The sequence below is a fragment of the Flavobacterium aeripolare genome, from assembly GCF_013294025.1.
In the GTDB taxonomy this organism is placed as follows: Bacteria; Bacteroidota; Bacteroidia; order Flavobacteriales; family Flavobacteriaceae; genus Flavobacterium.
Genome location: NZ_JABSNL010000004.1, coordinates 147,857 through 172,956 on the forward strand (window position 1 = coordinate 147,857; position 25,100 = coordinate 172,956).

Below are 25,100 nucleotides of genomic sequence, written 5' to 3' on the forward strand. Positions count from 1 at the left end.
CTTTTATGGAAGCGACAGTTACTACTGCAAATAGTGAAGATAAAACTTGGGGAGGCGGCAATGAGCCAATGGGAGCAAGTTATGGTAAAATGATGATGTGGTTTTTTATCATGTCAGATGCCTTAACGTTCTCTGGATTTTTAGCAGCTTACGGTTTATCTAGATTTAAATTTATTGAAACGTGGCCATTGGCCGATGAAGTGTTTACTCACTTCCCATTTATGCACGGTGTTTCTGCACCTATGTACTATGTGGCGTTAATGACTTTTATTTTAATTTTCTCATCTGTAACAATGGTATTAGCCGTTGATGCAGGTCATCAAATGAAAAAGAACAAAGTTATTGTTTACATGTTTTTAACCATTATCGGTGGTTTGATCTTCGTAGGGTCTCAAGCTTGGGAATGGAAAAATTTCATCAAAGGAGAATATGGTGCTGTTGAAACAAAGGGAGGTAGTTTACTTCAGTTTGTGGATAAAGATGGTAATCGTGTTGCCTTAGCTGATTTTGCTGCTAGTCTTCATGGAGAGAGAGTACAGCACACAAGTAACAAAGGGACTTGGTTCTTGAGCGAAGGTGAATTGCCTTCTTACTCAATGGCTGAAGTTCAAGCTGGATTCAAAGCTCATCCTGAATTATCAGTGCGTATCGAATCAATCTATGAGGCAACTCCAGAAACGGTTAAAGATGCTAAGATCAATCATGATTTGAGTAAATTTAAGCACAAAACGGTATTGTCTAGAGAAGAATCTATTTCAAGATTAGCTGATGGACATTATGTTGTAGAAGGAGCTAACTTGATTAGAAATGAATACGGAAACAAATTGTTTGCTGATTTCTTTTTCTTTATCACAGGTTTCCACGGATTCCACGTGTTTTCAGGAGTAATCTTAAACATCATCGTGTTTTTTAATGTGCTTATGGGTACATATGAAAAAAGAAGAAGTTATGAGATGGTTGAAAAAGTGGGTCTATACTGGCACTTTGTTGATTTAGTTTGGGTATTTGTATTTACCGTTTTCTATCTAGTTTAATTTTTAAAAATAATTATTATGTCACACGAACATGTTTCTAATACTGCAGGGATCTGGAAAGTTTTCGCAATATTGTCTGCTGTTACTATTATAGAAGTATTTTTAGGAATACTTAAACCAGATTTTCTACACATGAACCACCTTTTAGGTATGAACTTGTTGAACTGGGTATTTTATATATTGACTGTTTTTAAAGCGTACTACATTGTATGGTCATTCATGCACTTAGGGGGCGAGAAAAGTAGTCTTAGATGGGCGATTGTTTTGCCTGTTGTTTTCTTAATTATATATATACTTTTCATTTTCTTAACCGAAGGGCATTATATTTATGGGGTTTTTAAAGATTCTACAATTAAGTGGAATTTTTAACACATATTAATTCAAAAAAAAGGGTACGCATTGCGTACCTTTTTTTATTTTTGTACTTTAAATTTTAATGTTGCAATGAAAAAAAATATAGTTCTTTTTGTGCTTTTTATTCTCCCTATCGTAGCCTATCTTTTTTTTGCATCAGGCGTCAATAGTTTTACTCGATTGCCTACAGTTACTAAAGGAATTCCTGAGTTAGCTGAGTGGGAATCCTTGAATAAGGAAAAGGTGACACTAACTGGTAAAATTACTATCCTGGGCTTCTCAGGTTCAGAAATTTTAAAGAATAGAGGGAATCTTTTCAATCTTAACGAAAAAATATACCAACGCTATCATACCTTCAAGGATTTACAGTTTGTAATGATTTGCCCTCTTGGTACAGAGGATGATGTTCGAAGTATACTAGATGCGCTAGACGAATTTACAGATGTTTCTCAATGGCATTTCGTTTTCACCACACCCGAGAATATTCAAGCCTATTATAACCAACTGCATTTGAAAGGGAAGTTAGATCAATATGCTGGAACCTCTAATGTTTACATAGTTGATAAAGCTAGAGATTTAAGAGGACGTAAAGATAAAAAGGACTACAAGGAGGGGTATAATACTTTTCATCCATCTGAGTTAAGTAATGAGATGCTTGATGACTTTAAAATAATCCTCTATGAATATCGTGCTGCATTAAAGAAAAATCATAATGCAACTAAACAACTTTTAAAAGAATAATATGTTTAAGAAGAAATCATACATCGGTATTTCATTTATAATTTTAGTTTTTGGTATCTATGCAATTCCTAAAATTATAGAGCGCATTCAAAACGGTTCTGTGGTAAAAGCGGATCGCTTAGACAACGTTAGTACAGCGGCTACTAAAGATGAGAAATTAGTCATGATTGGTCCAGCACCAAAATTTGATTTAACGAATCAGAACGACGAAAAGATAAATAATGACTTTTATAAAGGTAAAGTATATGTCGTGGAGTTTTTCTTTACTACTTGTCCTTCAATTTGTCCGAAGATGAATCAAAGCATGCTGTTGATCGAAAAGAAATTCTTTGGTAATCCTAATTTCGGGATCGCTTCTATTACTATTGATCCTAATCATGATACTGCCAAAGTTCTAAAAGAGCACGCTGAATTTTTAGGTGTCAAATCTACTAATTGGCAATTTCTAAGAGGGGACCAAGATTATATTTACAGTATCGCTAACAAAGGTTTTAATCTATATGCTGCTGCAAATAGTAATGTTGCTGGTGGATTTGAGCATTCTGGTCTTTTTGCTTTGATTGATAAGGATGGAAATATTAGATGTAGAAAAGATGACTTTGGTAATCCTATTTTATATTACGATGGATTAGATAAAAAAGGGGTTAGAGATATTCAACAAGATATTAGTATTTTATTAGAGGAGTAAGTGTTATGAATAATGAAAATTTAGAACAGAAATATAGAAAGTGGATTGTACTACTATCAGTTGCAATCCCTCTTGTTGTTGTTATCCTTTTTGGTGTGAACTTAAAAAAGTTAGGATTTGATGTCGAGCCATTAACTTTTCTTCCTCCCATCTATGCTTGCGTAAATGGAATTACTGCGGTGTTATTAGTAAGCGCTGTACTAGCAATTAAAAACGGAAATAGAAAGCTTCATGAGAATTTGATGAAAGCCGCTATTGGTTGTTCTATAGCATTCTTGGGTATGTATGTGGCTTATCACATGACCTCAGATTCAACAAAATTTGGTGGTGAAGGTGTTATTAAATACGTTTATTATTTTATACTCGTTACTCATATAGTGCTCTCAGTAATTATTATACCTATGGTCTTAGTTACTTATGTTAGGGCATTGGCACAAGTATTTGATAAACATAAAAGATTGGCGAGAATCACTTTCCCAATATGGTTGTATGTCGCTGTTACTGGTGTTGTTGTCTACTTAATGATATCTCCTTATTATGTTTAAAAATAGTAAAATACAATCGCTTTTCCTTGTTTTATTACTGCTTTCCTCTGGAATTAGTCAGGCACAATGTGCTATGTGTAGAGCCGCATTAGGGGGAGAATCTAATAATGCTCAAGCACAAGCTGTAAATGACGGTATCGTTTATTTGATGGCTATTCCTTATGTCCTAGTGGGGATTATTGGTTATGCTGTTTATCGCTTGTATCAAAAAAAGAAAGCAAACTAAGAGTTTTATTTAAGACCATTTACAGCAATGTTAATATTGCCTTTTACTTTGATAAATGCCAATATAGCATTAGAGGTTATTTGCACTTTCTCAAATGCAATATCATCCATAGATCCATTTACAAATACACCTGGTATAGGCGAATAGTTAGTAAGGTAACTCATCATGCTCGCTTTTCCTTCCGCTAGATTTTCTTGTATTGAATAGCGACAGCTTTCTTGAATTTTTTTCAATATAACGCCTTGAGCTAGCCAGTTTGCTGTGCGCATTAATTTACTTTTTGTGTCTAAGACGTAATCCAATTGGTCAAAGAAAATTTCTTTTGTTTTTTCATCATATTTTGGAAACCCTGTCAAGTATATTTTGCCATTTACAGCTCCTGTTAGATCAAGAGCTACCACCATTTTACCGCTCTTGTGCCATAAAGTAACATCGTTTACCTTCACCTTTTTTGAGCCTGATCCAAATTCTTGTCCTGCAAAGTTGCTGCGCATAATCTTTGAAGCATCTTGATAAGTGGATACAGCAACAATGTTAGCTGTTATTTGGTTTGGAATTTTAGTTACTGGTTTTAGAATTATTTTATTCGAATCAAATTTTGTTTCGGGTTTTCTACCTACGATAGTTTCCATAGTACACTTCATTCCCATTTGGAGTAAAAATGTTTCTCCTTTCAATTTTGCTGCAGTACTATATATTTCCTGAGGGACCACACGCAACCAGCTATCATAAGATTCATTCATCTGGAAAGGCGTGCATATCTTTTCTAATGCTTCAAGTACATTCGGTTTAAAATCCATTGACTTCTCTATAGCCCCATCTATAGACTTAGCTAATTTTGCTTTAAACAATTGAATCGTTGGATTCATTAAGTAGGTCACGGGTACATTTTTACCAAAAACCACTAACGTCGGACTCTCTTTCCATTCCAGTGATTTTAATTCCGTTTTGGTTACCAGTTTCCAGTTGTCTAGTGCTACATCGCTGCTCAGTGTAATTACACCGTTGAGATGAAATTCTTGTGTATTGTATAATTCAACTCCTAATGTTTTTGTGCCTATACGATATTTAACTGTTGCTCTCAACGGTAAAATAGTTCTAATTCTCTCCCCTGATTTTGCGTTGTCATTTTGAATCGTGATTGGTGCAAGTTTCCAAATCTTCATTTCAATATCATCGTCAGTGATATCATTGTCCTCGTAGATCAGACCATTCAATAAATTGTTTGTTTGATTTTCTACATCTTTTAACTGTACACTTATAGGTATGTTTAAAAATGACGTTTGGTTTTCATAAACTACAGGTGTAGCATCATCTGGTTCCGGTTTTAATGTGTCTATCTTATGCGTTGTACCGCAACTAAAAAATAAAATACTTACTGCAATTGAAGCAAAAAGATGTTTTGACATTGTATGTAGTTTAAGTGGTAAAATTAGTAAAAGAAATATATTTTAAGATAAAACTGTAACAATTATATTATAATTAAGTCTTATGCTTTAAGGGATTATTATTCTGAGGTGCTTTTTGAAAAGTGTCTATAAGTTGATAATAGGAGTGCCATTTTATATTATTTAAATTATGATCGAAATTAAAGATTTACATAAGTCCTATAAAATGGGTAACTCTGAGCTACATGTTCTCAAGGGAATCAATTTTAATATTCAAGAAGGAGAACTAGTGGCAATAATGGGTTCGTCTGGATCGGGTAAGTCTACTCTCTTAAATATCTTAGGGATTCTAGATGAAGCTGATTCTGGAAGTTACATTTTAGATAATGTTCCAATAAAAAAGTTAAACGAAACAATAGCCTCTCGATACCGCAATAAATTTTTAGGATTTGTATTTCAATCATTCAATCTGATTAATTATAAAAGTGCTTTAGACAATGTTGCTATGCCTTTGTACTATCAAGGTATAAAACGAAAAGAGCGCTACGAAATAGCATTAAAATATTTGTCCAAAGTTGGTTTGGCTACACATTCTCATCATTTACCATCGGAACTTTCAGGAGGACAAAAACAGCGTGTTGCCATCGCTAGAGCATTGGCTTCAAACCCAAAAGTATTACTAGCTGATGAACCTACCGGTGCCTTAGACACAAAAACCTCCTACGAGGTGATGGAACTAATACAAGGGATAAACGATGAAGGTAAAACCATTTTAATTGTTACACATGAACCAGATATTGCTGCTATGTGTAAGCGAAATGTAGTTTTAAAGGATGGATTAATCATTGACGATGTGATGGTAGAACAAGTTAGAGCCTCAGCTTATGTTTAACGCAGAAAGATGGCAAGAGATATTTGAAGCAATTGCTAAAAATAAGTTGCGCACCTTCTTGACGGGCGTTTCTGTGGCCTCTGGAATATTTATTTTGGTAATTCTTCTAGGTGTTGGAAAAGGATTGCAAAACGGAATTGCAAAGCAGTTTGAAAATGATGCCTCGGGACTGATTTCGTTCTGGTCAGGGACAACAACTAAAGAATATAAAGGCTTAAATCCAGGGAGGGAAATCCAATTTAGAAACAGTGATTACGATGTGGCTGTTCAAAAGTTTAATGAAAACCTGGAAATCAAATCGGCGAATTATATATTTTGGTCTGGTATCATGAGTCACGGCAAAGAAACTGGGAATTATCGTTTTGTAGGTGTGAATCCAGATTATTTAGCAGTTGAAAACGCCTCGATAGTCGAAGGTCGATTCATCAATCACAATGACTTGGTTAATAGTGAAAAAGTTGCTGTGATAGGGATGACACTTAAGAAAAACATGTTTAAGGATGAGATTGCTCTTGGAGAACAGTTGGTAATTAACGATGTAAACTTTAAAATAGTAGGTGTATTCACTGATCCTGCTGGAGAGCGCGAGGAAACCAGAGCATATATTCCTATTACAACCACACAAAAAGCGTACGGAATAGGAGATAACATTAGTAACCTAGATTTCACTCTAAAAAAGACTGATGACTACGAGGAGGCTTTAGCACAGTCTGTAAAATTTACCGAAGGTGTTAGCCAGTTGCTGAAGAGTAAAAATTCGATAGCGCCAGATGATGATGGTGGAATAGGATTTAATAATTCTGTGGAGGATGCAAAACAATTTTATGATTTAAATCTCTACATCCGCTTGTTTTTTTGGTGGGTGGGAATTTGTACTATAATCGCTGGAGTCGTTGGCGTTAGTAATATTATGCTCATCATTGTAAAGGAACGCACAAAGGAGATTGGTATTCGAAAAGCATTAGGAGCTTCTCCAGTATCCATTGTGGTGATGATCTTACATGAGTCTATTTTTATAACTACTATTTCAGGTTTTGTAGGCTTGTTAGCAAGTTTGCTTCTACTCGAAATTGTAGGGCCATTAATAAAAAGTGATTATTTTTTAAATCCAGAAGTCGATTTTGGAGTAGCGTTAAGTACGGTGCTGCTATTAGTAGTAGCGGGGGGAGTAGCAGGATTTTTTCCAGCTTATAGAGCGGCAAAAATAAAACCTATTGTAGCATTAAGAGACGAATAATTATGTTTGATAGAGATAAATGGATCGAAATTATAGAGGCGCTTACCGCGAATACGTTTAGAACGCTGCTAACCGCTTTTGGGGTTTTCTGGGGGATCTTTATTCTAGTGATTTTGCTTGCTGCCGGAAAAGGTCTCGAGAATGGTGTTAAAAAAGGTTTTGACGGAATCGCGACTAATACCATGTTCATGTGGAGTAAAACTACTTCTAAGCCGTATAAAGGGTTGCCTAGTCTTCGCAATTACGAATTCAACAATAGTGATGTAGCTGCTCTTAAAGAGAAGTTTCCTGATTTACTTTATGTATCTCCTCGTAACGAGCTAGGAGGAAATAATACACAGTCTTCTAATGTGATTAGAGGTACAAAAACAGGAGCATACAGCATTTTTGGTGACTGTCCTGAATTAATGTTTCAAGAACAAATGCGTATTGTGTCTGGAAGGTTTATAAATCAGCAAGACATACTATTAAAACGTAAAACCGCGGTTATAGGTAGTGGTGTGATTAAAGATTTGTATGACAAGGCTGAAGATGTTATAGGAACCTATATAAAAGTTAACGGGGTTAATTTTATTGTGGTTGGCGTGTACAAATCTATTTCGCGTGTAAATGGAGATCCTGAGAGCCAACAGAAGAGAATTTATTTGCCTTTTTCTACTTTTCAACAAGCTTTTGATTATGTAGATGTAGTAGGGTGGATGGCTATAACAGCAAAAGATGATGCTTCTATAACAGCTTTAAAACCAGCGATTTTAGAGTTCATGAAAAGCAGGCACTCTATAGACCCTTTGGATGATCGTGCGATTGGGAATTTTGATTTATACGAACAATTTAGTAAAGTTCAAGGGTTATTTCTTATTCTAAAAGTGATCGCATACTTTGTAGGGACATTGGTTTTACTCTCGGGAGTAATTGGTATTTCTAACATTATGTTGATTGTAGTAAAGGAACGCACTAAGGAAATAGGTATTAGACGAGCTCTGGGAGCGACTCCTGCAATGATACGTTCACAAATTTTATTAGAATCAATTTTCTTGACCATTGTTGCGGGTATGTTAGGTATCGCTATGGCGACAGGAGTTGTAGTAATCGTTAATATAGTACTAGATTCGATGCCTAGTGGCGACATGATGTTTGCAAATCCTAGTGTTGATCTTACGGTGGTATTTGTAGCCTTATTTATATTAGTAGGATCAGGATTATTGGCTGGATATATTCCTGCACAAACAGCAATAAATATTAAACCAGTCGACGCTTTAAGAGCCGAATAATTAATCAATCAAAATAATCGATTAAATCAAACATGATGAAAAAAGGAATAACAATTACAATCTTGGTATTAATAGCTGTTGCATTCTTTGGTGCGCTGTACTATTTGTATGCTAAAAATCAAGAGCCTCCCGTGGTATTTGAAACTGAAAAACCAGAGACCAAAACGATTGTGAAAAACACAATAGCTACCGGAAATATTGTGCCTGACGAAGAGGTTCTTATCAAACCAAATATTTCAGGGATAATAGACGAGGTGTATATCAAAGCTGGACAGCATATCAATGCAGGGGATTTAATTGCAAAGATTAAAGTTGTCGCTAGTGTATCAAACGTTAGTAATACTCAAAATCAAGTACAATCTGCAAAGATTGAATTAGACAATCAAGAGAAATTATATAAAAGACAAAAAACGCTTTTTGACAAAGGAGTTATTTCGGCAAATGATTTTGATGCTGCACAACTAGCTTACAGTTCTGCTAAGCAAAATTATAGTGCTTCTAGACGTACGCTTGATATTGTGAAAACAGGGACAACGTCTGGTTTAGGAAGCTATGCAAACACATTAATCCGTTCGACAGTCACAGGAATGGTGCTGGATGTTCCCGTAAAAGTGGGAAACCAAGTAATTGAAAGTAATAATTTTAATGAAGGGACAACAATTGCTAGTGTTGCTGATGTAGGACGTATGATTTTTGTGGGTAAAATTGACGAATCAGAAGTGGGTAAAATTAAAGAGAAACTGCCTATCGAAATTACAGTGGGGGCAATCGAAAATAAAAAATTTGATGCCATATTACAGTACATTGCTCCTAAAGGGGTAAAGGAAAACGGAGCAGTACAATTTGAAATAAAGGCTTCTCTCGAAAATAAAGAGGATACTTTTATACGAGCTGGTTTGAGTGCAAATGCTTCTATCATATTAGAAAAAGCTGAAAAAGTCTTGGCTATCAAAGAAGGCTTAGTTCAATTTGATAAGAACACTCAAAAGCCTTTTGTCGAAGTTTTAAATGGTCCTCAAAAATTTGTTCGAAAAAACCTTGTGCTAGGAGTAAGTGACGGAATTTATGTTCAAATTTTAAGCGGAATTAGCGCAAAAGATAAGATTAAGATTTGGAATCAAGGTGTTAAAGAAGAAGATACCGAAAAATAAAAAAGCAATTAAAAGAAATTAAGTTTGTAGATAAATGTTAAATTTGTGTAATACCTTTGTTACACTTCCATATAAAAAATATGAAAAAAAATAGTTGGATACCCTTAGTATTGCTCTTCGCGTTTAACCTGTCGTCATCGGCGCAGGATAAAAAATGGACGCTTGAGGAATGTGTTAAATATGCTGTTGATCATAATATCTCGATTAAGCTTACTGCTCTAGAAACAGAGTCGGCTTTGATTGATAAAAAAGGCGCGTTAGGAAACTTTCTGCCTAGTTTAAATGCTTCGGCTTCGCATTCATGGAACATTGGTTTAAACCAGAACATCACTACTGGTTTATTGCAAAATCAAACAACGCAGTTTACTTCTTTAAATGGTTCTGTAGGAGTTGATATTTACAAAGGTTTGCAAAACCAAAATACAATGAGGAGAGCTAAACTTTCCCTTATTGCAGCACAATATCAATTGACTAAAATGCAGGAAGATGTTGCTCTTAATGTTGCTAATGCATTCTTGCAAGTACTTTTTAATAAAGAAAATTTGAAGGTGCAGCACCAGCAGATGGATATTAACGAGAAACAGTTAGCTCGCACGCAAGAACTAGTGAATGCGGGTACGATTCCTAGAGGAGATTTATTTGATATCAAAGCCACGCTAGCGACAAATAATCAAAATGTAATCGCAGCCGAAAATACGTTGCTGATTTCAAAATTAAGTTTAGCGCAACTCTTACAATTAGACGATTTTACTAAATTTGTTATTACAGATGATACTGCTGCTAAGGATGAAAATAATATTCTTGCAGAAGATGTAAATGTGATTTATAATAAGGCAAAAGAAGAGCGTACTGGATTAAAAATCGCACAGGTTAATCTTGAAGTTGCTGAAAAAAATGTTGCTATTGCAAGAGGTGCTTACCAACCTACAGTACAAGGTTTTTACAATTTTAATACTAGGGTAGCTTATGCCGATGTTCCTGCTAGAGATGCTTCGGGAAATTTTACAGGGACGCAATCAGCACCACCATTTTTTGATCAATTTAGTGATAATAAAGGACAGTCTTATGGACTACAATTGAGTATTCCCATATTTAACGGATTCTCGGCTAAGAACAATGTAGCACGTTCAAAGGTAAATTTGGAGAAATCCAGAATAGCTTTAGAACAAGAAAGTTTAGATTTGCAGCGCAATGTGTACACCGCTTTTACAGATGCTAAAGGTGCTTTAAAATCATATGAGTCTGCTGTAAGCGCTCTAGAAGCTAGAGAACAATCTTATGATTATGCTAAGGAAAAATTTGATGTAGGTTTGATGAACTCATTTGATTTAAACCAGTCACAAACGTTATTTTCAAACGCACAATCAGAACTACTTAGAAGCAAATACGATTATATATTCAAAATCAAAATATTAGAATTCTATTTTGGAATTCCTATCATTAAAAACTAATTCATTATGTCAAAGAAAACAATTTATTATATTGTTGGGGGAGCTATCCTAGTTATTGTTGCATTAATCGCATTGTCAAAAGCAGGTGTTATAGGTAACAAAGATGAAGGAATAGAGGTGGAAATCGCTACTGTTAATAGCGCTACTATTATCGAAACAGTATCTGCAACTGGAAAAATCCAACCTGAAATAGAGGTTAAAATTTCGTCAATGGTTTCTGGTGAAATTATTTCGTTACCCATAAAAGAAGGACAGGTAGTTAAAAAAGGGGAATTATTAGTAAAAATAAATCCAGATTTATATACTTCAAGTTTGAATAGAACAATTGCTGGTTTATCTGGATCTAAGGCAGGTCTAACACAAGCAGATGCGCAGTTTAATGAGGCTAAGTCTAGTTATGATCGAAATAAAACCTTGTTTCAAAAAGGGATTATATCTAAGTCTGATTGGGATAAGGCAATTTCTTCTTACGAAGTAGCTAAAGCAACGAAGCAATCGGCTTATTTTAATGTTCAAAGTGCTTCTGCATCTGTAAGTGAAGCAAAGGACAACTTGGGACGAACAATTATTTATGCTCCTGCTGACGGTACTGTTTCAATGCTTAATGTGGAGTTGGGTGAGCGTGTTTTAGGGACACAACAAATGACAGGTACTGAACTGTTAAGAGTGGCTAACCTAAATAATATGGAAGTAGAAGTAGATGTCAATGAAAATGATATTGTTAAAATAAAAGTAGGTGATGAGGCTAATGTTGAAGTAGATGCTTACCTAAAAAAGAAGTTTAAAGGTGTGGTAACTAGTATTTCAAACTCAGCGAGTAGCGCTTTGACTGCTGATCAAGTAACTAACTTTAAAGTGAAAGTAAGAATTGTAAAAGAATCATACCAGGATTTATTAGAAGGTAAGCCAGCTGCTTATTCTCCTTTTAGACCAGGGATGACTGCAACGGTTGATATTATGACTAAAACTAAAGCAAATGTAATTAATGTGCCTATTAGTTCTGTAGTGATCAAATCAGATACCACAGCGGTTTCAGCAATTGCATTAGTAGATACTGATGAAGAAAAAGAAGTCAAAGCAAAGAGCGATAAAAAGTTTGAATGTGTGTTTGTTAAAGTAGGTGACAAAGCAAAGATTCGCGTTATCAAAACCGGAATTCAAGATGATACTAATATTGAAATCTTATCAGGACTTAAAAAAGGCGATGTTGTCATAACAGGACCATATTCTACGGTTACAAAAGAACTTAACTCTGGAGATAAAGTAAGTTTAAAAGACGAAAGCAAGAATAAAAAGAAATAACATTTCTATTTAAATACTAAAAATAGCCGCTTAATCATTGTATTAAGCGGCTATTTGTTTTAGTATCTAATTGCTTATTAAAGCCTTTTTAACGTCCTTTGCAGTTCTAAACATCGATTACAATTCTTCTATTATGGAATACATTTTAAATATTGAAACGGCAACAAAAAACTGCTCTGTTGCAATCGCAAAAGATGGTCAAGTATTAATTTGTAAAGAAATTGCTGAGGAAGGTTATTCTCATGCAGAGCGCTTACATGTGTTCATTGAGGAAAGTTTGCAAGCTGTGGGTATTACTTACAATGATTTAGCAGCTGTTGCCATTAGTCAAGGTCCAGGTAGTTATACAGGGCTGCGCATAGGTGTCTCGGCGGCAAAGGGGCTTTGTTATGCTTTGTCGATACCTTTGATTGCTGTAGATACGCTAGCGTCACTAGCTGCACAAGCAAATGTAAACGATGGTATAGTAATCCCAATGATTGATGCTCGAAGAATGGAAGTGTATAGCGCCATATTCTCTCATGACGGTTCATTGCAACGTAAAGTTGAGGCAGAAGTTATCACCGAAGATTCGTTTAACGTTATCAGTGAGAAAATATATTTTGTAGGTGATTGCAATGAAAAATGTAAAACAGTATTAACTAAAGAAAATTTTACATTTTTAGATACCGTTAAATATCCATCTGCTAGAGAAATGGCAAAGTTAAGTCAAGTAAAATTTGAAAATAATGATACTGTAGACGTTGCTTACTTTGAACCTTTTTATCTAAAAGATTTTATGATTACTGCTCCTAAAAAACAGTAATTATTTCGCTGAATTGCTTTGAGATAATTCTTTCACATAGGGCTGAATAGCGATTCCCGCTTTGTCAAAAGCATCTTTACAATCTTCTAATGTTTGGGTAAAAACTACTCCATAATCCTCGTTATTTGCCCATGGTCTCACGGCTAATATGATAGCACTATCTGTCAAGTTTTTAACGAATACTTCCGGTTTAGGGGTTTGCAGGATTTTTGGGTTATTGTTCAAAATATCAAGGATTAGGTCCTTAGCTATCTTGATATTTGCATCATAGGATATAGAAAAACTCAAATCTGCTCGACGGTATTTTAATAAAGAATAATTGGTAATGATCCCGTTTGACAAAATACCATTGGGAACAAATACCGTTTGATTGTTTGCAGTTATTAACTTAGTTACAAAAATTTGTATTTCGCATACAGTAGCGATAACACCTTGCGCTTCTATCGTATGTCCTACTTTAAAGGGTTTAAATAGTATAATCAACATTCCTCCCGCAAAATTAGATAGAGACCCTTGCAACGACAATCCTATCGCTAGCCCCATCGCTCCTAAAATGGCTACAAACGATGAAGTTTCAATACCCAGTTTAGAGATGAAGGTTACAAATAATAAAATTCGTAAAGCCCATAACAATATGTCAGCCAGGAACTTTGTGAGAGTAGGATCTAAATCACGTTTTACCATGATTTTTCTAATCAATCTGTTTATGATTCTTATGGCATACAAGCCTATAAAAAGGATAACAAATGCAGATATTAATCGCGGAGAATACGCAATAAATTCTTTAAAATAAATATCGATGTAACTTACTGCTATATTGCCTTTGATCGCCATTTTTGTACTAATAAAAAACCCTCTCAATAGAGAAGGTTCATGTTTGTTTACAAAAATACAACTTTATTGTTTTATTGGTGAACAATTTTTTATTGTTGGGGTGTTATGATTCGATTTTCTTTTCAGGTAGCACGTTGCCCTCCTTAAAACTGTCAATTTTGTCTTCGATAGCTTCTTTAGTATCTTCTGCAAAGTCTTCTACCTTATCCATAGCAGTTTTAGTTTTCTCTTTAACGGTATTTACTGTTTGTTCAAGAGCATCAGCAGCTTTATCGGAGTATTCTCCTAAGGTTTCTTTTGCTTTGTCAGCAAAATCATCTGCTTTGTCTAGTAGTGGCGCTGCAGCAACTTTTGCATCTTCGTAAGCGCTTTCGGCTTTGTCAGCAAGTTCAGTAGCGGTTTCTTTTGCCTTTGCTATAGCTCCTTCAGTAAATGATTCGGCCTTATCTGAAAATGCTGTTGTAGATTCTTTGGCTGCGCCAAATAGATTTTTGAAAAATGAAGATACTCCCATGGTTTGCTAGTTTGTTTAGATTAGATTACAATGATAAGCATTTTTTTAATTTTTTATATCAGTGCCTTTATTATTTAATTGTATTTCAGTAAATTAAGTGTTGTGATGAGGTATAAAAAAAGGCGCTTCGATTGAAGCGCCTTACTATGCATATTTTTTAAATTACTCTATTTCAAAAGTGATTTTTACATTCACTCTAAACTCGGCAACCTTATCATCTTTCACTGTTGCGCTTTGTTCTTGCACATAAACAGATCTAATATTCTTTACTGATTTTGCCGCTTTCATTACAGCTTGTTGTGTAGCGTCTTCCCAGCTTTTAGTAGATCCTGATAATACTTCGATAACTTTTAATACAGACATAATTTTGGTTTATATGGTTAAAAACTAAAATTACAAATTTTCGTACAATTATCAAAATTAAAAACACTAATTATAAAGTTATATGCTTGCTAATGAGGTGTTTTCTAAATATAAGTTTAAGCGTTTAAAGCTTCTACATTGATTTTTTCATCATTTAACATGCTTTTTAACATGTTTTCGATTCCGCTTTTTAATGTGAAGGTAGACGATGGGCAACCACTACAAGCTCCTTGCAACACTACTTTTACTGTTTTTGTTGTTTCGTCAAATGAGTCAAAAGCAATGTTTCCACCATCTGCAGCTACAGCAGGTTTTACATATTCTTCAAGAATGTTGATGATTTTTTGAGATGTTTCATCTAGCGAATCAAATTTCTCGTCTTTAGTTTTTTCTTCTACAGCAGTTGGTTTAACTAAACTCTCATCTAGTACTGTACCACCGTTCTCGATGTATTGCTTGATAAAGCTTCTTAATTCTAAAGTAATCTCTTCCCAGTTATTTACTTCGTATTTTGTAACCGAAATATAGTTCTCATCAATGAAAATTTCTTTCACATAAGGGAACTTAAATAATTCTTTAGCTAAAGGAGATGGTCCTGTTTGATCGATATTCTTGAATTCAATTGCGTTTTTTGTCAACATACGACTAACTACAAATTTCAAGGCAGATGGATTAGGAGTAGTTTCTCCATAAACAGTGATAGGTTGTTTCTTAACCTTATTCTCATCAACGTTAATTACTATTCCACCGTCGTTAAGAAATGTTTCTATTTGCTCTGCTACAGCCTCCTTTACATCGTCCCATTCTACAATACTGTATTTTTCTACAGCAATAAAATTTCCTGAGATATATACTGTTTTCACAAATGGTAAGTAAAATAATTTTTGAGCTAATGGTGATCCTTTAGCTTCATCAATATTTTTGAATTCGTAACTTTCGTTTTTAGTGATAAAATCTTCTAGCTCAAATTTTAATATAGTAGGATTTTGAGTTTCCTTTATGGTGATCTTTGTCATGACGTTATTGTAAATTTTTACAAATTTAGTGAAGTTATTTTCTACCAATAGCTATATTTGATATATAAATGAATAAATTAACTATTTTTCACATTTGGTACTTGTCTTGAGCTACTTTACTTTCGATAAAAAGCCTTATTTTAAGTTTCAAACTGCTATTTAGATTTCGTTTTATTCGAATAAAAAACATACTATCTTACTACTTCTTAAATCATTTTAATCATGCTTATAAAAACCGTAAACGGTAAAACGCCCGTAATTCCCGAAGATTGCTATGTAGCAGAAAATGCCACCATAATAGGAGAAGTTACTTTTGGTAAATCATGTAGTGTGTGGTTTAATGCAGTGATAAGAGGCGATGTTAATTTTATCAGTTTTGGAGATAAAGTAAACATACAAGATGGTGCAGTAATTCACTGTACTTACAAAAAACATCCCACAATTGTAGGGAGTAACGTTTCTATAGGTCACAATGCAATCGTTCATGGCTGTACTATTCATGACAATGTTTTAATAGGCATGGGAGCGATTGTGATGGATAATTGCGTGGTCGAAAGCAACTCGATTGTGGCTGCTGGTGCCGTTGTTACTCAAAACACGGTAATAACGTCAGGAAGCATATGGGCCGGTGTGCCCGCAAAAAAAGTAAAAGATATTGATCAATCTAATTTTGCTGGAGAGATCGCTAGAATATCAGATAACTATGTGATGTACTCTAGCTGGTTTAAAGAAGGCGAATAAGTACTACTTTAAATTACAGTTTTATTTTTTCGAAAAAGGAATTCTTATAACTCTCACTAATAGGAATTCGCTTTTCGGCGATGATTACTTTGTTTTTTTGAATCGATGTAACGTGCTTAATATTGATAATGTAAGAACGGTGTATTCTTGAAAAACCTTTTGAAGCAAGTTGTGCGTCTAATTTTATTAAACTAATCAGCGTTAAAACGTATTTATTATCTGTAGTGTAAATTTTTACATAGTCTTTTAAGCCTTCGATATATAAAATATCACAGTAGTTTAGTTTTACATTTTCATACTCTGCTCTTACAAACATAAAATCATGTGATGTCTCTACAGTTGCGAGATTGGTGGTATTTACAACTGTTGCTACGGGATTAAATAATTGCTGAGCACGTGTGACTGCTTTTAAAAAACGGTTAAAGGGTATGGGTTTTACGAGGTAGTCGACAGCTCCTAGATTAAATCCTTCTACTGCATAATTTTCATAAGCAGTTGTAAAAATAATTAGTGGCTTTTTATCGATAGCATTCAAAAAGTCGATTCCTGAAAAATGGGGCATCTCGATATCCAGAAAAATCAAATCTACAGGATTTTGATTAATCACAGCAATGGCATCTATAGCATTATTAAACGTATAAACAAGATCAAGTGCTTCGACTTTGCTGACAAATTCTTTTATCAAATCAACTGCTAGCGGTTCGTCATCAATTATTACACATTTCATTTTTATAGTTTTATTTGGGTAAAGATAAGGTATTTAAACAATGGGCTTTTTTGTGGTGTCGAGTTTTAATTTTAGGTTTGCGCTGTAATGGGTTTTAGTCTCCGTTACTATTAATTCGTGGGTGTTAGGGTATAGTAGGTTTAGTCTGCTTTGTATGTTGTTCATCCCTATCCCAGAGTTGTCTGGATCCTTACTGTAATCTTGTATTTTATTTTCGATAAAAAAATCTAGTGTGTCGTTTTCGATTACGATTTTGATTTTTACGTAGGCTACTCCTTTGTAATCAGTCCCGTACTTAAAAGCGTTTTCCACAAACGAAATTAGGAGTAAGGGTTCAATGTATTTTTCTCTAGTATTGCCATGAACATTGATAAAAATGTTCTCGATGTTATTGAGACGAAGCTTTTGAAGTGCAATATAATTCTGGAGATAATTAATCTCTTTTTCTAAAGAAACGGTTTGATTGTCTGTTTCATAAAGCATGTAACGCATCATTTCTGATAAGGTTACAATGGCGTCTGGAACCAAATCTGATTTTTTATAAGCCAGAGAGTAAATACTGTTTAAAGCATTAAATAAAAAATGAGGATTTGTTTGTTTGCGCAAGTAATTTAACTCGGTAGCATTGCGATTAGATTCAGCTAAGATTTTATTTTGCTCGTTGATATGAAACTCGGCTAACGTTCTAATTACGGTGCTTGCCGCCAAAATAAAAACGTAAAATAATGACGGAATCACTTTAAAGAAAACGGGAGGCTTTCTTCTAATGCCTGAGCTTTGTGCGACTCTATTTCTTACTGCCTCCATCATTTCCCTAGGCATCTCATTCTTGAATTCTGGACTTAAGTAATTGATGTTAATTAATACTAGAAGGCACATTAATACAGCAATGATAAAAAGGTATATGGCGGTTTTCTTTTGTAATAATAATTGTGGGACGAGATAATAGTAGTTCCCATAAAAAAGCATAATCCCTAGAGCCCATTTCATATAGAAATTAATATCACCAAATTTATTGTTTTCATAATTTGGCAACAAGGCAATTAAAACAACAAGTGCCCATAGAATACTATGCGTAATTAGCCTGCTTGAGAAAGTGCTTTTTAATTTATCGATCGTCATTAAAATTGAATTGCTAGGGTATTCAAATCATCTTGAGTTACCGTAGGTGAACTATTTTGTTGTAATCTATGCATCACGAGGTTTCCCACTTTTTTGGCATCATTTTCAGATTTAAAACTATGGTTATTTGTGATAACAGGAATGACAGATTGCTTTATTATAATCTTATTATCTTGCTTGATTGTGTATCCCCAACCGTTTTCTACTTTGATGGTATCTAGTGCAAAGCTGCGATTGTTATTGCAAGATAAACAAATCATGCTTACAAACAAGAATAGCGATTGTATTACTATTTTAATAGAGAAAAACTCCTGATCAATAGACCAGAAGTTTTTTGTTGTATTTTTAGTTGTCATCATCATTTTGTTCTTCTAATGGTTTAAATTCCCATACATCATCATAGTATGCTGAACCAGCTCTACCCAGTATTACAAAACCACGTTGATTAATTGCAAACCCAGAAGCATCTGTTCTTGCAGAACCTTCAAGCGGTGTTTTTTCATTCCATAAATCAGTTGATGGGTTGTATTCCCAAATCGATTTTGAGCTTTCGCCACAAGCGATATATCCTAAACCATTCATAGAGAAACCTACAGCATTAGCTCTTGTGATTAAATAGGTATCGTGATCATCTTCTTCATCATCAAGATCTCTTTTTTTAGTCCAAACATCGGTACTTGGATCGAATTCCCAAAAATCTACTTGGTACACTCCGTTGTTGATTCCTGTTCCAATATAGGCTTTATCATCGATTACAAATACAGTAGCGTTACGACGTTTATTACCTCCAAAACCGGTAACTAGTGACCAGTTGTTTGCAGTGTCGTCGTACTGATAAAAATCTTTAAGATAATTTCCGTCGTATCCAGTTCCAAAATAAGCTTTACCGCCCACTTGAAAACCTATAGCAGAATAACGACCCGTTCCTGCAAAGTCCGTTTTTTGTGTCCAAGTATTGCTATTAGGATCGTATTGATAAAAGTCACGTAATTTATTTGTACCATCATAACCTAATCCTACATATCCTTTTCCATTAAGTTCAAATGATGATGCTGCGCTTCTAGCTACTCCAGTAAAATCTGCTTTTTGCTCCCAGAAATCTCCATCAGAATTGTATGCCCATAAGTCAGTTAAATATTGGTCTCCGGTATAGCCGGTAGCAATAAAGGCATACGACCCAATAACAAAATTAGTAGCACTTGAACGCGCTGGCCCGTCAAATGACGATCTTTTGATCCAGTTTCCTAAAGCATCCTCATCGTCATCATTGCTGCAACCTACAAAGGCAATACTGATAAAAAGTGTAGTAAACAGCAATCCTTTCTTTAATATATTCATATTCATCATTTTTATTATAAGTTATATTTTGAATCCACTTAAAAAAGAGTGGTTTTAGTATTAGGTTGTTTGCAAGGTATTGAGACGTTTTATAAGCTGCTAGTTGCTCTTATAAAGCAGTGTTTTCTCAGTCAAAATGAACTTGCAGTTTCAAAAATAACTGCAATAAGTATTCTAAAAAAAGAATATATATAGATGCGCTGATTGTATAGACGAAATTGTCGTTAAAATAGATGAATGCTACCACCATTATCTAAGTTGACCTCGTCGTTAGATAATGACTCTCAATAGATAAAATATGCTTGTTGGTATAACTTATAATTTGGTTGCCGTAATGGACATATATATTTGTTCAAAAACGTTTATGTACAAGTTTATTTGTTTCCTATTTTTAAGCGTGGTCATCACTTCCTGCAATTCTGATGTTGATACGGGAGAATTTGTGGTAGGTGCTGATTACTTAGCACTCAATAATAATGTTATTCAAATTGACACGGTTACTGTAGCGCTATCAACAGTTAAGTTAGATTCGCTAGTTACATCAAGTCAGAGTAGGATTTTAGTGGGTGCCTATAATGATCCTATTTTTGGTAAAATAAAATCAGATAGTTACTTTCAGTTGTATGGTACTAACTATTCTTTATACAATGATAATACCGATACTGAGAGCACAAATTATGTATTTGATTCTATTCGAATGGTTATGAAATTAGACAAATACTATTATGGAGATACGACTAAAACGTATACATTCAATATTCATAAAGTAACAGAGCAAATTAAGACTAGCTTAGAAGATAATACTTTTCACAATGACTCTAAGTTAAGTTATCAGAGCGCGAGTTTAGGAAGCATTAGTTTTAAACCCAAGCCACTAAGTACCGATTCAGTGAGTGTGGTGCTAAGTGATGATTTTGGAAACGAGCTCTTCCAAAAAATAAAAAAGAATGAAATCGCTAATTCAGATGAGTTTGTCGAATACTTAAAAGGATTTGTTGTCACTGCCGACAGTGATAATAGCTCCGCTGTTCTAGGATTTGATTTATCAAGCGAACTCCGTTTGTACTATTCTAAATATTTGTCTAGTAGCGAAACGTCTTATATATTAAATTTCGGAATTTACGATACAAGCAAGCAGTTCAATGCTGTTACGACAGATAGAGCTGGTACTGTGATTGAAGATCTGCCCATTGCAACAAGTAAATTAGTTAGTACAAAAACCGCTAACCAAAGTTTCATACAATCAGGGAGTGGTGTTTCTTGTAGAATTGATTTCCCTAATATAAAGCAACTTAAATTTGCCTTTGATAAAGGTGCTATTGTAGATGCGCAATTATCGATTAAACCAGTTAACGGTACATTTTCTAGTAAGTATCCATTGCCTGAATCACTGCTAGTTTACGTAGCAGATGACCTTAATAGAGTAAAAGGTTTGCTTACAAATGCTGCTGGAGAGCCTATTTATGCTCTTTTAAATCAAAGCGCCGACGAATTTAATGAGAGCACTGCTTATACACTTTCGATAGGATCGTTCTTGCAATCAGAAATGATTAAAGCCTCTGATGCTCGCTACTCCTTGATTCTGGCTTCGCCTAATGTATCAAAAACAGTTGATAGATTGGTTCTGGCTGACCAGAATGCTTCTTCCAACAACTTAAAAATGAAAATTTATTATATTTCTTATTAGATGAAAAATAGCATAGCAGTTTTAGTGTTTTTTGTTCTCTTTAGTTTACAATCCTTTGGTCAAAGTATTTCTAGTTCGCCTTATTCTCTTTATGGTTTAGGTACAGTTTATGATGCCGATTTTGGAGGGATTCCTGGAATAGGTTCGTCAGGAATTGCGTTGCCGTCTACACAATTTATAAATAATTTGAATCCTGCTTCCTTAGGGTTTATGAATTTAAATCACTTTTTATTTGACGTAGGAGGGAAGGCAATTCTAACTAGTTACGAAAATAGCGCTAATAAAGAAAGCCGTAATAATGTTCAGTTTTCTCATTTAGCGATCGCATTTCCTCTAAGTGATAAAGCGGCTTTTAGTTTTGCGCTAAAACCATATTCAAGTAGTGCGTATACTATTTCTAACTTATCCCTGCCTATTATCGATAGTGATAGTGATTACATTTTAGACGCTACTGGTACAGGTGGGCTTAACGATGTAGATATTTCGTATGGTCGAAAATTTTCTAAAAAATTATCACTAGGAGTTTCTGCTTCGGTTTTGTTCGGTAATACTACTGACGACAAAACGTTCACCATTGGAAATTCGATTACTAACAGCTATAAGACTACTAATTATTCGGGCGCACGCTTGTCTGTTGGTGGACAATATGTTGTTGATTCGACATTGACTATTGGTTCGACTTTGAAGTTGCCTACAAAAATCAATGGGACGCAAGTGGGTAATCTAAGTACTATAAATATTTCAGGAAGTAGTACAATTGAATCTGAAGTCACATCAGATGTTGACAGTTATTATATGCCATTTGAAGCAGCTTTTGGAATTAGTAAAGTTTTCAAAAACAATATTAATCTTACTGTTGACTATGAGCGCCGATTTTGGAATAGCACTAATCAGTCTACTATTTATGGTGATTACATTGATCAAGATAAGTTTGCAGTAGGTTTGTCTTATAGCAAGCCTTCAGCAATTAGATCGTATTTTGATCGAATAAAATATTCAACGGGTTTTAACTATGATACGGGATATCTAGAGATAGATAGCAATCGTGTTAAAAATGTATCGTTATCGTTAGGACTTTCATTGCCTTTAGAAAATTCAGGAACGGCATTAAATGTTAGCTATTCGTACGGACAAAAAGGAAGCATTGGTGATGGGTTAATTAAAGAAAACTACCATAAATTATCACTTAATTTAAGTTTAGATGCGATATGGTTCGTCAAGCGAAAATTCGATTAAATTAGAAATCCTTTTCTATAACAGGATAGTCAGTGCCTAAAATTCCTTTTAAAACGGTAGCCTCTGTATTCGAATAGAATATTGCTTTCCTAGATTTTGTACTATTGAAGCCAATGTTGTCAGCTAACAAGTTTTTTGTTTGTTTGGCAACAGCTTCTCCAGAATCAATTATTTTAATGTGATCTGGTAACATCTTTCTAATTTGAGGTATGAGGTAGGGGTAATGACTGCATCCTAGTACTAAATAATCAATATTCTCGGCAATCATGGGTTGGATATACGATAGTAGTAATGCGTGCATCTCAGGCGAATTAATTTTGCCTGCTTCAATGAGTTGTACTAAACCGTGTCCTACTTGCTCGATAATCTTTGTGTTGCTATATTTTTGTATCGCTGAAGCAAACAGCGCGCTACTCAAGGTTCCCTTTGTTGCTAATATCCCTATTGTTTGTGTCTTTGAATATAAGGCTGCGGGTTTAATCGCTGGCTCAATACCTATGAACGGTACCAGGTAATTGCTACGTAATTCTTCAATTGCATTAGTAGTAGCGGTGTTACAAGCAACTACAATCAGCTTGCAATTCATTTCTAGTAAAAGCTTGGTGTTTTTGATACTTAAAGCAACAATTTCTTCCTTAGACTTTTGGCCGTACGGCGCGTTTTTACTATCGGCTAAATAAATTGTTTCTTCACCAGGCAGTAACTGATGAATCTCCTTCCAGATGGAAGTACCTCCAATGCCAGAGTCAAATATACCTATGGGTTTGTCGTTGTTCATTATAACAAAGTTAGCTGCTCTTTTTTAAAATTCCTAAATATTACTGTGGTAAAAAAAGAAACCACTCGATCACGATGTGAAGGAGTGGCTTTCTTATTTATGCTTGTAGGTTTCTTAGAATCCTAAGTCTTTTTTTACATCTGCAGTCAAGTTAGGACCGTCAGCAAGTAATAGAGTAGAACCGTCTAATACGTATTGGTATCCTTTAGCTTTTCCAACCTTTTGGATAGAAAGTCTTACTTTTTCCATTATCGGTTTGATAATATCTGATTCTTTTTGTTGTAATTCTTTTTGAGCGTTGTCTCTAAAGTCTACAATTCTCTTTTGCATGTCTTGAACTTCTTTAGAGCGATCTCCATTGATAGCATCAGATACAGTTGCTGATTCAGTTTCGTACTTTTTTAATTTACCTTGGTATTCTTCAACCATTTTTTTGTAATCTGCATCATATGTTGTACTCAATTTATCTAATTGTTTTTGAGCATCTAGCATAGCAGGCATTTTAGACATAATTTCACTCACATCAACATGAGCCGCTTTTGCTTGAGCATTCATAGTTTGACCTGCTCCTAAAATGAATAATGCAGCAATTACTAAAGTTTTGATTTGTTTCATCGTTTTTAAAATATTAAGTATTAATTTTTGTTTGGTTTTACTTCTGTTCTCTAGACTTCAATATAGAGTCTCTTTGTTTAAGGATTTGTGCTCTTCTTTCTTCTAGAACTTTTTTACGATCTTCAATTAGTTTTTTACGTTCTTCTGCTTTTTGAGCTTTCATGTCATCTAACTTCTGTTGTGCACTTTCATCAGTTAGTTTACTATCAGTTTCTTTGCTAGTACTAGTTGTAGTAGTATTTGCAGAAACCGTGCCATTTTTTCTAGCTTCTCTTTCAGCAGCTATTTTGGCTTTACGATCGTAATATTCTTTTTTCTTTAATTCAACTGCAGCTTTGCGTTCTTCTAATATTTTATCTCTAGCAGCTTTGCGTTCATTTAGCAATTTTTGACGTTCTTGTAAAGCTTCATTACTATCGATTGCATCTTCTTTACTTTCCTTTGCTTCTTGTTGCTCTAATTGCTTTTTACTTAACTGCTCTCTCTTATCTGTGCGGTTAAGTGCTCGCAATACTTGATCGCTTATGTCGTAACGCTTTGCAGCAAACAACATGGTCAAATCAGAAGAGCGATCAAATATGAAATCGTATTTATTAGTTTCAGCTAAATCTTGAACAGCAGTAAAAACTTGATCTTGAATAGGCTTTGTCAACTGCAATTTTTGAAGCATCATGTCACCATTAGCTCCAAATCTCTTTTGTTGGTAATCTAGCATCTCACGTTCTAAAAAACGTATTTCTGCTTCGCGTTCCTCTATTAGATTTTTTGTTAACAGCGCTTTTTCTGCTTGTAATGCAGCTTTTATTTTATCAATCTCTACCTTTTTGACTTCAATTTCTTGTTTCCATTTTTGGGCTTTTTGCTCTAACTGCATATTTGCTTCGGTGTAGCTAGATACATTTTGTAATATGTATTCCATATCAATGTATCCTACTTTTGTACCCTTTGTTTGAGCATGAGAAAGAGATCCAACTATTGTGGCTAAAAATAAAAATAAAAATTGTTTTCTCATATTTTTGTGGTTAGAATATTGATAGCGGTTAA

28 protein-coding genes are annotated in these 25,100 nt (G+C 34.5%); 16 read left to right on the forward strand and 12 right to left on the reverse strand.

Features of this window, described 5'->3' with window-relative positions:
- The first annotated feature begins 5 nt into the window (after nucleotides 1–5).
- The 6 genes from HNQ00_RS06575 to HNQ00_RS06600 all read left to right on the forward strand — a co-directional run bounded on the left by HNQ00_RS06575 (nucleotide 6) and on the right by HNQ00_RS06600 (nucleotide 3,588).
- Entirely contained in the window at nucleotides 6–1,034 is a 1,029-nt protein-coding gene (locus tag HNQ00_RS06575; RefSeq protein WP_173837526.1) for a cytochrome c oxidase subunit 3, read from the forward strand.
- Nucleotides 1,035–1,052: 18 nt separating this feature from the next.
- Nucleotides 1,053–1,403, forward strand: a complete 351-nt coding sequence (locus HNQ00_RS06580) for a cytochrome C oxidase subunit IV family protein (protein ID WP_173837527.1) — start codon at nucleotides 1,053–1,055, stop codon at nucleotides 1,401–1,403.
- Nucleotides 1,404–1,478: 75 nt separating this feature from the next.
- Nucleotides 1,479–2,129: a hypothetical protein gene (locus HNQ00_RS06585; protein WP_173837528.1), complete on the forward strand. Its 651-nt coding sequence runs from the start codon at nucleotides 1,479–1,481 to the stop codon at nucleotides 2,127–2,129.
- A 1-nt stretch (nucleotide 2,130) separates the two neighbouring features.
- Entirely contained in the window at nucleotides 2,131–2,817 is a 687-nt protein-coding gene (locus HNQ00_RS06590) for an SCO family protein (protein ID WP_173837529.1), read from the forward strand.
- Between the two features lie 5 nt (nucleotides 2,818–2,822).
- On the forward strand, nucleotides 2,823–3,362 hold the full coding sequence (locus HNQ00_RS06595) for a DUF420 domain-containing protein (protein ID WP_173837530.1): 540 nt from the start codon (nucleotides 2,823–2,825) through the stop codon (nucleotides 3,360–3,362).
- Nucleotides 3,355–3,588 carry a hypothetical protein gene (locus HNQ00_RS06600; RefSeq protein WP_173837531.1) on the forward strand — a complete coding sequence of 78 codons (234 nt, stop codon included), beginning with the start codon at nucleotides 3,355–3,357 and terminating at the stop codon, nucleotides 3,586–3,588. Before HNQ00_RS06595 ends, HNQ00_RS06600 begins: the two co-directional genes overlap by 8 nt.
- A gap of 5 nt (nucleotides 3,589–3,593) precedes the next feature.
- Here the strand turns inward: HNQ00_RS06600 and HNQ00_RS06605 are convergent, their stop codons facing one another.
- Nucleotides 3,594–4,997 carry a DUF4403 family protein gene (locus HNQ00_RS06605; RefSeq protein WP_173837532.1) on the reverse strand — a complete coding sequence of 468 codons (1,404 nt, stop codon included), beginning with the start codon at nucleotides 4,995–4,997 and terminating at the stop codon, nucleotides 3,594–3,596.
- Nucleotides 4,998–5,166: 169 nt separating this feature from the next.
- Here HNQ00_RS06605 and HNQ00_RS06610 point away from each other — a divergent pair, with 169 nt between their 5' ends.
- The 7 genes from HNQ00_RS06610 to tsaB all read left to right on the forward strand — a co-directional run bounded on the left by HNQ00_RS06610 (nucleotide 5,167) and on the right by tsaB (nucleotide 13,085).
- Nucleotides 5,167–5,868: an ABC transporter ATP-binding protein gene (locus HNQ00_RS06610; protein WP_173837533.1), complete on the forward strand. Its 702-nt coding sequence runs from the start codon at nucleotides 5,167–5,169 to the stop codon at nucleotides 5,866–5,868.
- Entirely contained in the window at nucleotides 5,861–7,105 is a 1,245-nt protein-coding gene (locus HNQ00_RS06615) for an ABC transporter permease (protein ID WP_173837534.1), read from the forward strand. Before HNQ00_RS06610 ends, HNQ00_RS06615 begins: the two co-directional genes overlap by 8 nt.
- 2 nt (nucleotides 7,106–7,107) lie before the next feature.
- Nucleotides 7,108–8,376 (forward strand): ABC transporter permease, encoded by a 1,269-nt coding sequence (locus tag HNQ00_RS06620; protein WP_173837535.1) that lies wholly within the window; start codon nucleotides 7,108–7,110, stop codon nucleotides 8,374–8,376.
- Between the two features lie 35 nt (nucleotides 8,377–8,411).
- Nucleotides 8,412–9,527 carry an efflux RND transporter periplasmic adaptor subunit gene (locus HNQ00_RS06625; RefSeq protein ID WP_173837647.1) on the forward strand — a complete coding sequence of 372 codons (1,116 nt, stop codon included), beginning with the start codon at nucleotides 8,412–8,414 and terminating at the stop codon, nucleotides 9,525–9,527.
- 80 nt (nucleotides 9,528–9,607) lie between these two features.
- Entirely contained in the window at nucleotides 9,608–10,978 is a 1,371-nt protein-coding gene (locus HNQ00_RS06630) for a TolC family protein (RefSeq protein WP_173837536.1), read from the forward strand.
- A gap of 6 nt (nucleotides 10,979–10,984) precedes the next feature.
- Entirely contained in the window at nucleotides 10,985–12,280 is a 1,296-nt protein-coding gene (locus HNQ00_RS06635) for an efflux RND transporter periplasmic adaptor subunit (protein WP_173837537.1), read from the forward strand.
- Between the two features lie 133 nt (nucleotides 12,281–12,413).
- Complete coding sequence (gene tsaB, locus HNQ00_RS06640; protein WP_173837538.1) at nucleotides 12,414–13,085, forward strand: tRNA (adenosine(37)-N6)-threonylcarbamoyltransferase complex dimerization subunit type 1 TsaB; 672 nt, start codon at nucleotides 12,414–12,416, stop codon at nucleotides 13,083–13,085.
- Here tsaB and HNQ00_RS06645 read toward each other — a convergent pair whose 3' ends face one another.
- The 4 genes from HNQ00_RS06645 to HNQ00_RS06660 all read right to left on the reverse strand — a co-directional run bounded on the left by HNQ00_RS06645 (nucleotide 13,086) and on the right by HNQ00_RS06660 (nucleotide 15,812).
- A complete protein-coding gene (locus HNQ00_RS06645; RefSeq protein WP_173837539.1) occupies nucleotides 13,086–13,919 on the reverse strand; it encodes a mechanosensitive ion channel family protein in 834 nt (277 codons plus the stop codon).
- A gap of 103 nt (nucleotides 13,920–14,022) precedes the next feature.
- A complete protein-coding gene (locus tag HNQ00_RS06650) occupies nucleotides 14,023–14,433 on the reverse strand; it encodes a YtxH domain-containing protein (RefSeq protein WP_173837540.1) in 411 nt (136 codons plus the stop codon).
- A 162-nt stretch (nucleotides 14,434–14,595) separates the two neighbouring features.
- Nucleotides 14,596–14,796, reverse strand: a complete 201-nt coding sequence (locus HNQ00_RS06655; RefSeq protein WP_173837541.1) for a dodecin family protein — start codon at nucleotides 14,794–14,796, stop codon at nucleotides 14,596–14,598.
- Between the two features lie 116 nt (nucleotides 14,797–14,912).
- A complete protein-coding gene (locus HNQ00_RS06660; RefSeq protein WP_173837542.1) occupies nucleotides 14,913–15,812 on the reverse strand; it encodes a NifU family protein in 900 nt (299 codons plus the stop codon).
- Nucleotides 15,813–16,034: 222 nt separating this feature from the next.
- On the opposite strand from HNQ00_RS06660, the gene HNQ00_RS06665 reads away from it, so the two are divergent.
- Nucleotides 16,035–16,553, forward strand: a complete 519-nt coding sequence (locus HNQ00_RS06665) for a gamma carbonic anhydrase family protein (RefSeq protein ID WP_173837543.1) — start codon at nucleotides 16,035–16,037, stop codon at nucleotides 16,551–16,553.
- Nucleotides 16,554–16,566: 13 nt separating this feature from the next.
- On the opposite strand, the gene HNQ00_RS06670 is transcribed toward HNQ00_RS06665, so the two are convergent.
- From HNQ00_RS06670 to HNQ00_RS06685, 4 genes are read right to left on the reverse strand one after another with little or no spacing between them, the layout of a single operon-like run.
- Entirely contained in the window at nucleotides 16,567–17,280 is a 714-nt protein-coding gene (locus HNQ00_RS06670; protein ID WP_173837544.1) for a LytR/AlgR family response regulator transcription factor, read from the reverse strand.
- A gap of 33 nt (nucleotides 17,281–17,313) precedes the next feature.
- Nucleotides 17,314–18,402, reverse strand: coding sequence for a sensor histidine kinase (locus HNQ00_RS06675; RefSeq protein WP_173837545.1), 1,089 nt, complete (start codon nucleotides 18,400–18,402; stop codon nucleotides 17,314–17,316).
- Nucleotides 18,402–18,764, reverse strand: coding sequence for a DUF4907 domain-containing protein (locus HNQ00_RS06680; protein ID WP_173837546.1), 363 nt, complete (start codon nucleotides 18,762–18,764; stop codon nucleotides 18,402–18,404). The genes HNQ00_RS06675 and HNQ00_RS06680 overlap by 1 nt, the downstream gene beginning before the upstream one ends.
- Nucleotides 18,748–19,740: a Kelch repeat-containing protein gene (locus tag HNQ00_RS06685; protein ID WP_173837547.1), complete on the reverse strand. Its 993-nt coding sequence runs from the start codon at nucleotides 19,738–19,740 to the stop codon at nucleotides 18,748–18,750. Before HNQ00_RS06685 ends, HNQ00_RS06680 begins: the two co-directional genes overlap by 17 nt.
- Before the next feature lie 364 nt (nucleotides 19,741–20,104).
- Here HNQ00_RS06685 and HNQ00_RS06690 point away from each other — a divergent pair, with 364 nt between their 5' ends.
- Both HNQ00_RS06690 and HNQ00_RS06695 read left to right on the forward strand, forming a co-directional pair.
- Nucleotides 20,105–21,427, forward strand: coding sequence for a DUF4270 family protein (locus HNQ00_RS06690; RefSeq protein ID WP_173837548.1), 1,323 nt, complete (start codon nucleotides 20,105–20,107; stop codon nucleotides 21,425–21,427).
- The gene (locus tag HNQ00_RS06695) at nucleotides 21,428–22,663 is read left to right on the forward strand and encodes an aromatic hydrocarbon degradation protein (RefSeq protein ID WP_173837549.1); all 1,236 of its coding nucleotides are present in this window, start codon (nucleotides 21,428–21,430) and stop codon (nucleotides 22,661–22,663) included. It begins immediately after the preceding gene.
- A gap of 1 nt (nucleotide 22,664) precedes the next feature.
- Here HNQ00_RS06695 and murI read toward each other — a convergent pair whose 3' ends face one another.
- The 3 genes from murI to HNQ00_RS06710 form a co-directional block, all read right to left on the reverse strand.
- A complete protein-coding gene (gene murI, locus HNQ00_RS06700) occupies nucleotides 22,665–23,441 on the reverse strand; it encodes a glutamate racemase (RefSeq protein WP_173837550.1) in 777 nt (258 codons plus the stop codon).
- A 114-nt stretch (nucleotides 23,442–23,555) separates the two neighbouring features.
- Nucleotides 23,556–24,056 (reverse strand): OmpH/Skp family outer membrane protein, encoded by a 501-nt coding sequence (locus HNQ00_RS06705; RefSeq protein ID WP_173837551.1) that lies wholly within the window; start codon nucleotides 24,054–24,056, stop codon nucleotides 23,556–23,558.
- A 37-nt stretch (nucleotides 24,057–24,093) separates the two neighbouring features.
- Nucleotides 24,094–25,068 (reverse strand): OmpH/Skp family outer membrane protein, encoded by a 975-nt coding sequence (locus HNQ00_RS06710; RefSeq protein ID WP_173837552.1) that lies wholly within the window; start codon nucleotides 25,066–25,068, stop codon nucleotides 24,094–24,096.
- Nucleotides 25,069–25,100: the final 32 nt, after the last annotated feature.

Coding starts and splice junctions, on each gene's coding strand:
- HNQ00_RS06575 (WP_173837526.1), top strand. CDS start 6: ATGGAAGCGACAGTTACTACTGCAAATAGTGAAGATAAAACTTGGGGA.
- HNQ00_RS06580 (WP_173837527.1), top strand. CDS start 1,053: ATGTCACACGAACATGTTTCTAATACTGCAGGGATCTGGAAAGTTTTC.
- HNQ00_RS06585 (WP_173837528.1), top strand. CDS start 1,479: ATGAAAAAAAATATAGTTCTTTTTGTGCTTTTTATTCTCCCTATCGTA.
- HNQ00_RS06590 (WP_173837529.1), top strand. CDS start 2,131: ATGTTTAAGAAGAAATCATACATCGGTATTTCATTTATAATTTTAGTT.
- HNQ00_RS06595 (WP_173837530.1), top strand. CDS start 2,823: ATGAATAATGAAAATTTAGAACAGAAATATAGAAAGTGGATTGTACTA.
- HNQ00_RS06600 (WP_173837531.1), top strand. CDS start 3,355: ATGTTTAAAAATAGTAAAATACAATCGCTTTTCCTTGTTTTATTACTG.
- HNQ00_RS06605 (WP_173837532.1), bottom strand. CDS start 4,997: ATGTCAAAACATCTTTTTGCTTCAATTGCAGTAAGTATTTTATTTTTT.
- HNQ00_RS06610 (WP_173837533.1), top strand. CDS start 5,167: ATGATCGAAATTAAAGATTTACATAAGTCCTATAAAATGGGTAACTCT.
- HNQ00_RS06615 (WP_173837534.1), top strand. CDS start 5,861: ATGTTTAACGCAGAAAGATGGCAAGAGATATTTGAAGCAATTGCTAAA.
- HNQ00_RS06620 (WP_173837535.1), top strand. CDS start 7,108: ATGTTTGATAGAGATAAATGGATCGAAATTATAGAGGCGCTTACCGCG.
- HNQ00_RS06625 (WP_173837647.1), top strand. CDS start 8,412: ATGAAAAAAGGAATAACAATTACAATCTTGGTATTAATAGCTGTTGCA.
- HNQ00_RS06630 (WP_173837536.1), top strand. CDS start 9,608: ATGAAAAAAAATAGTTGGATACCCTTAGTATTGCTCTTCGCGTTTAAC.
- HNQ00_RS06635 (WP_173837537.1), top strand. CDS start 10,985: ATGTCAAAGAAAACAATTTATTATATTGTTGGGGGAGCTATCCTAGTT.
- tsaB (WP_173837538.1), top strand. CDS start 12,414: ATGGAATACATTTTAAATATTGAAACGGCAACAAAAAACTGCTCTGTT.
- HNQ00_RS06645 (WP_173837539.1), bottom strand. CDS start 13,919: ATGGCGATCAAAGGCAATATAGCAGTAAGTTACATCGATATTTATTTT.
- HNQ00_RS06650 (WP_173837540.1), bottom strand. CDS start 14,433: ATGGGAGTATCTTCATTTTTCAAAAATCTATTTGGCGCAGCCAAAGAA.
- HNQ00_RS06655 (WP_173837541.1), bottom strand. CDS start 14,796: ATGTCTGTATTAAAAGTTATCGAAGTATTATCAGGATCTACTAAAAGC.
- HNQ00_RS06660 (WP_173837542.1), bottom strand. CDS start 15,812: ATGACAAAGATCACCATAAAGGAAACTCAAAATCCTACTATATTAAAA.
- HNQ00_RS06665 (WP_173837543.1), top strand. CDS start 16,035: ATGCTTATAAAAACCGTAAACGGTAAAACGCCCGTAATTCCCGAAGAT.
- HNQ00_RS06670 (WP_173837544.1), bottom strand. CDS start 17,280: ATGAAATGTGTAATAATTGATGACGAACCGCTAGCAGTTGATTTGATA.
- HNQ00_RS06675 (WP_173837545.1), bottom strand. CDS start 18,402: ATGACGATCGATAAATTAAAAAGCACTTTCTCAAGCAGGCTAATTACG.
- HNQ00_RS06680 (WP_173837546.1), bottom strand. CDS start 18,764: ATGATGATGACAACTAAAAATACAACAAAAAACTTCTGGTCTATTGAT.
- HNQ00_RS06685 (WP_173837547.1), bottom strand. CDS start 19,740: ATGAATATATTAAAGAAAGGATTGCTGTTTACTACACTTTTTATCAGT.
- HNQ00_RS06690 (WP_173837548.1), top strand. CDS start 20,105: ATGTACAAGTTTATTTGTTTCCTATTTTTAAGCGTGGTCATCACTTCC.
- HNQ00_RS06695 (WP_173837549.1), top strand. CDS start 21,428: ATGAAAAATAGCATAGCAGTTTTAGTGTTTTTTGTTCTCTTTAGTTTA.
- murI (WP_173837550.1), bottom strand. CDS start 23,441: ATGAACAACGACAAACCCATAGGTATATTTGACTCTGGCATTGGAGGT.
- HNQ00_RS06705 (WP_173837551.1), bottom strand. CDS start 24,056: ATGAAACAAATCAAAACTTTAGTAATTGCTGCATTATTCATTTTAGGA.
- HNQ00_RS06710 (WP_173837552.1), bottom strand. CDS start 25,068: ATGAGAAAACAATTTTTATTTTTATTTTTAGCCACAATAGTTGGATCT.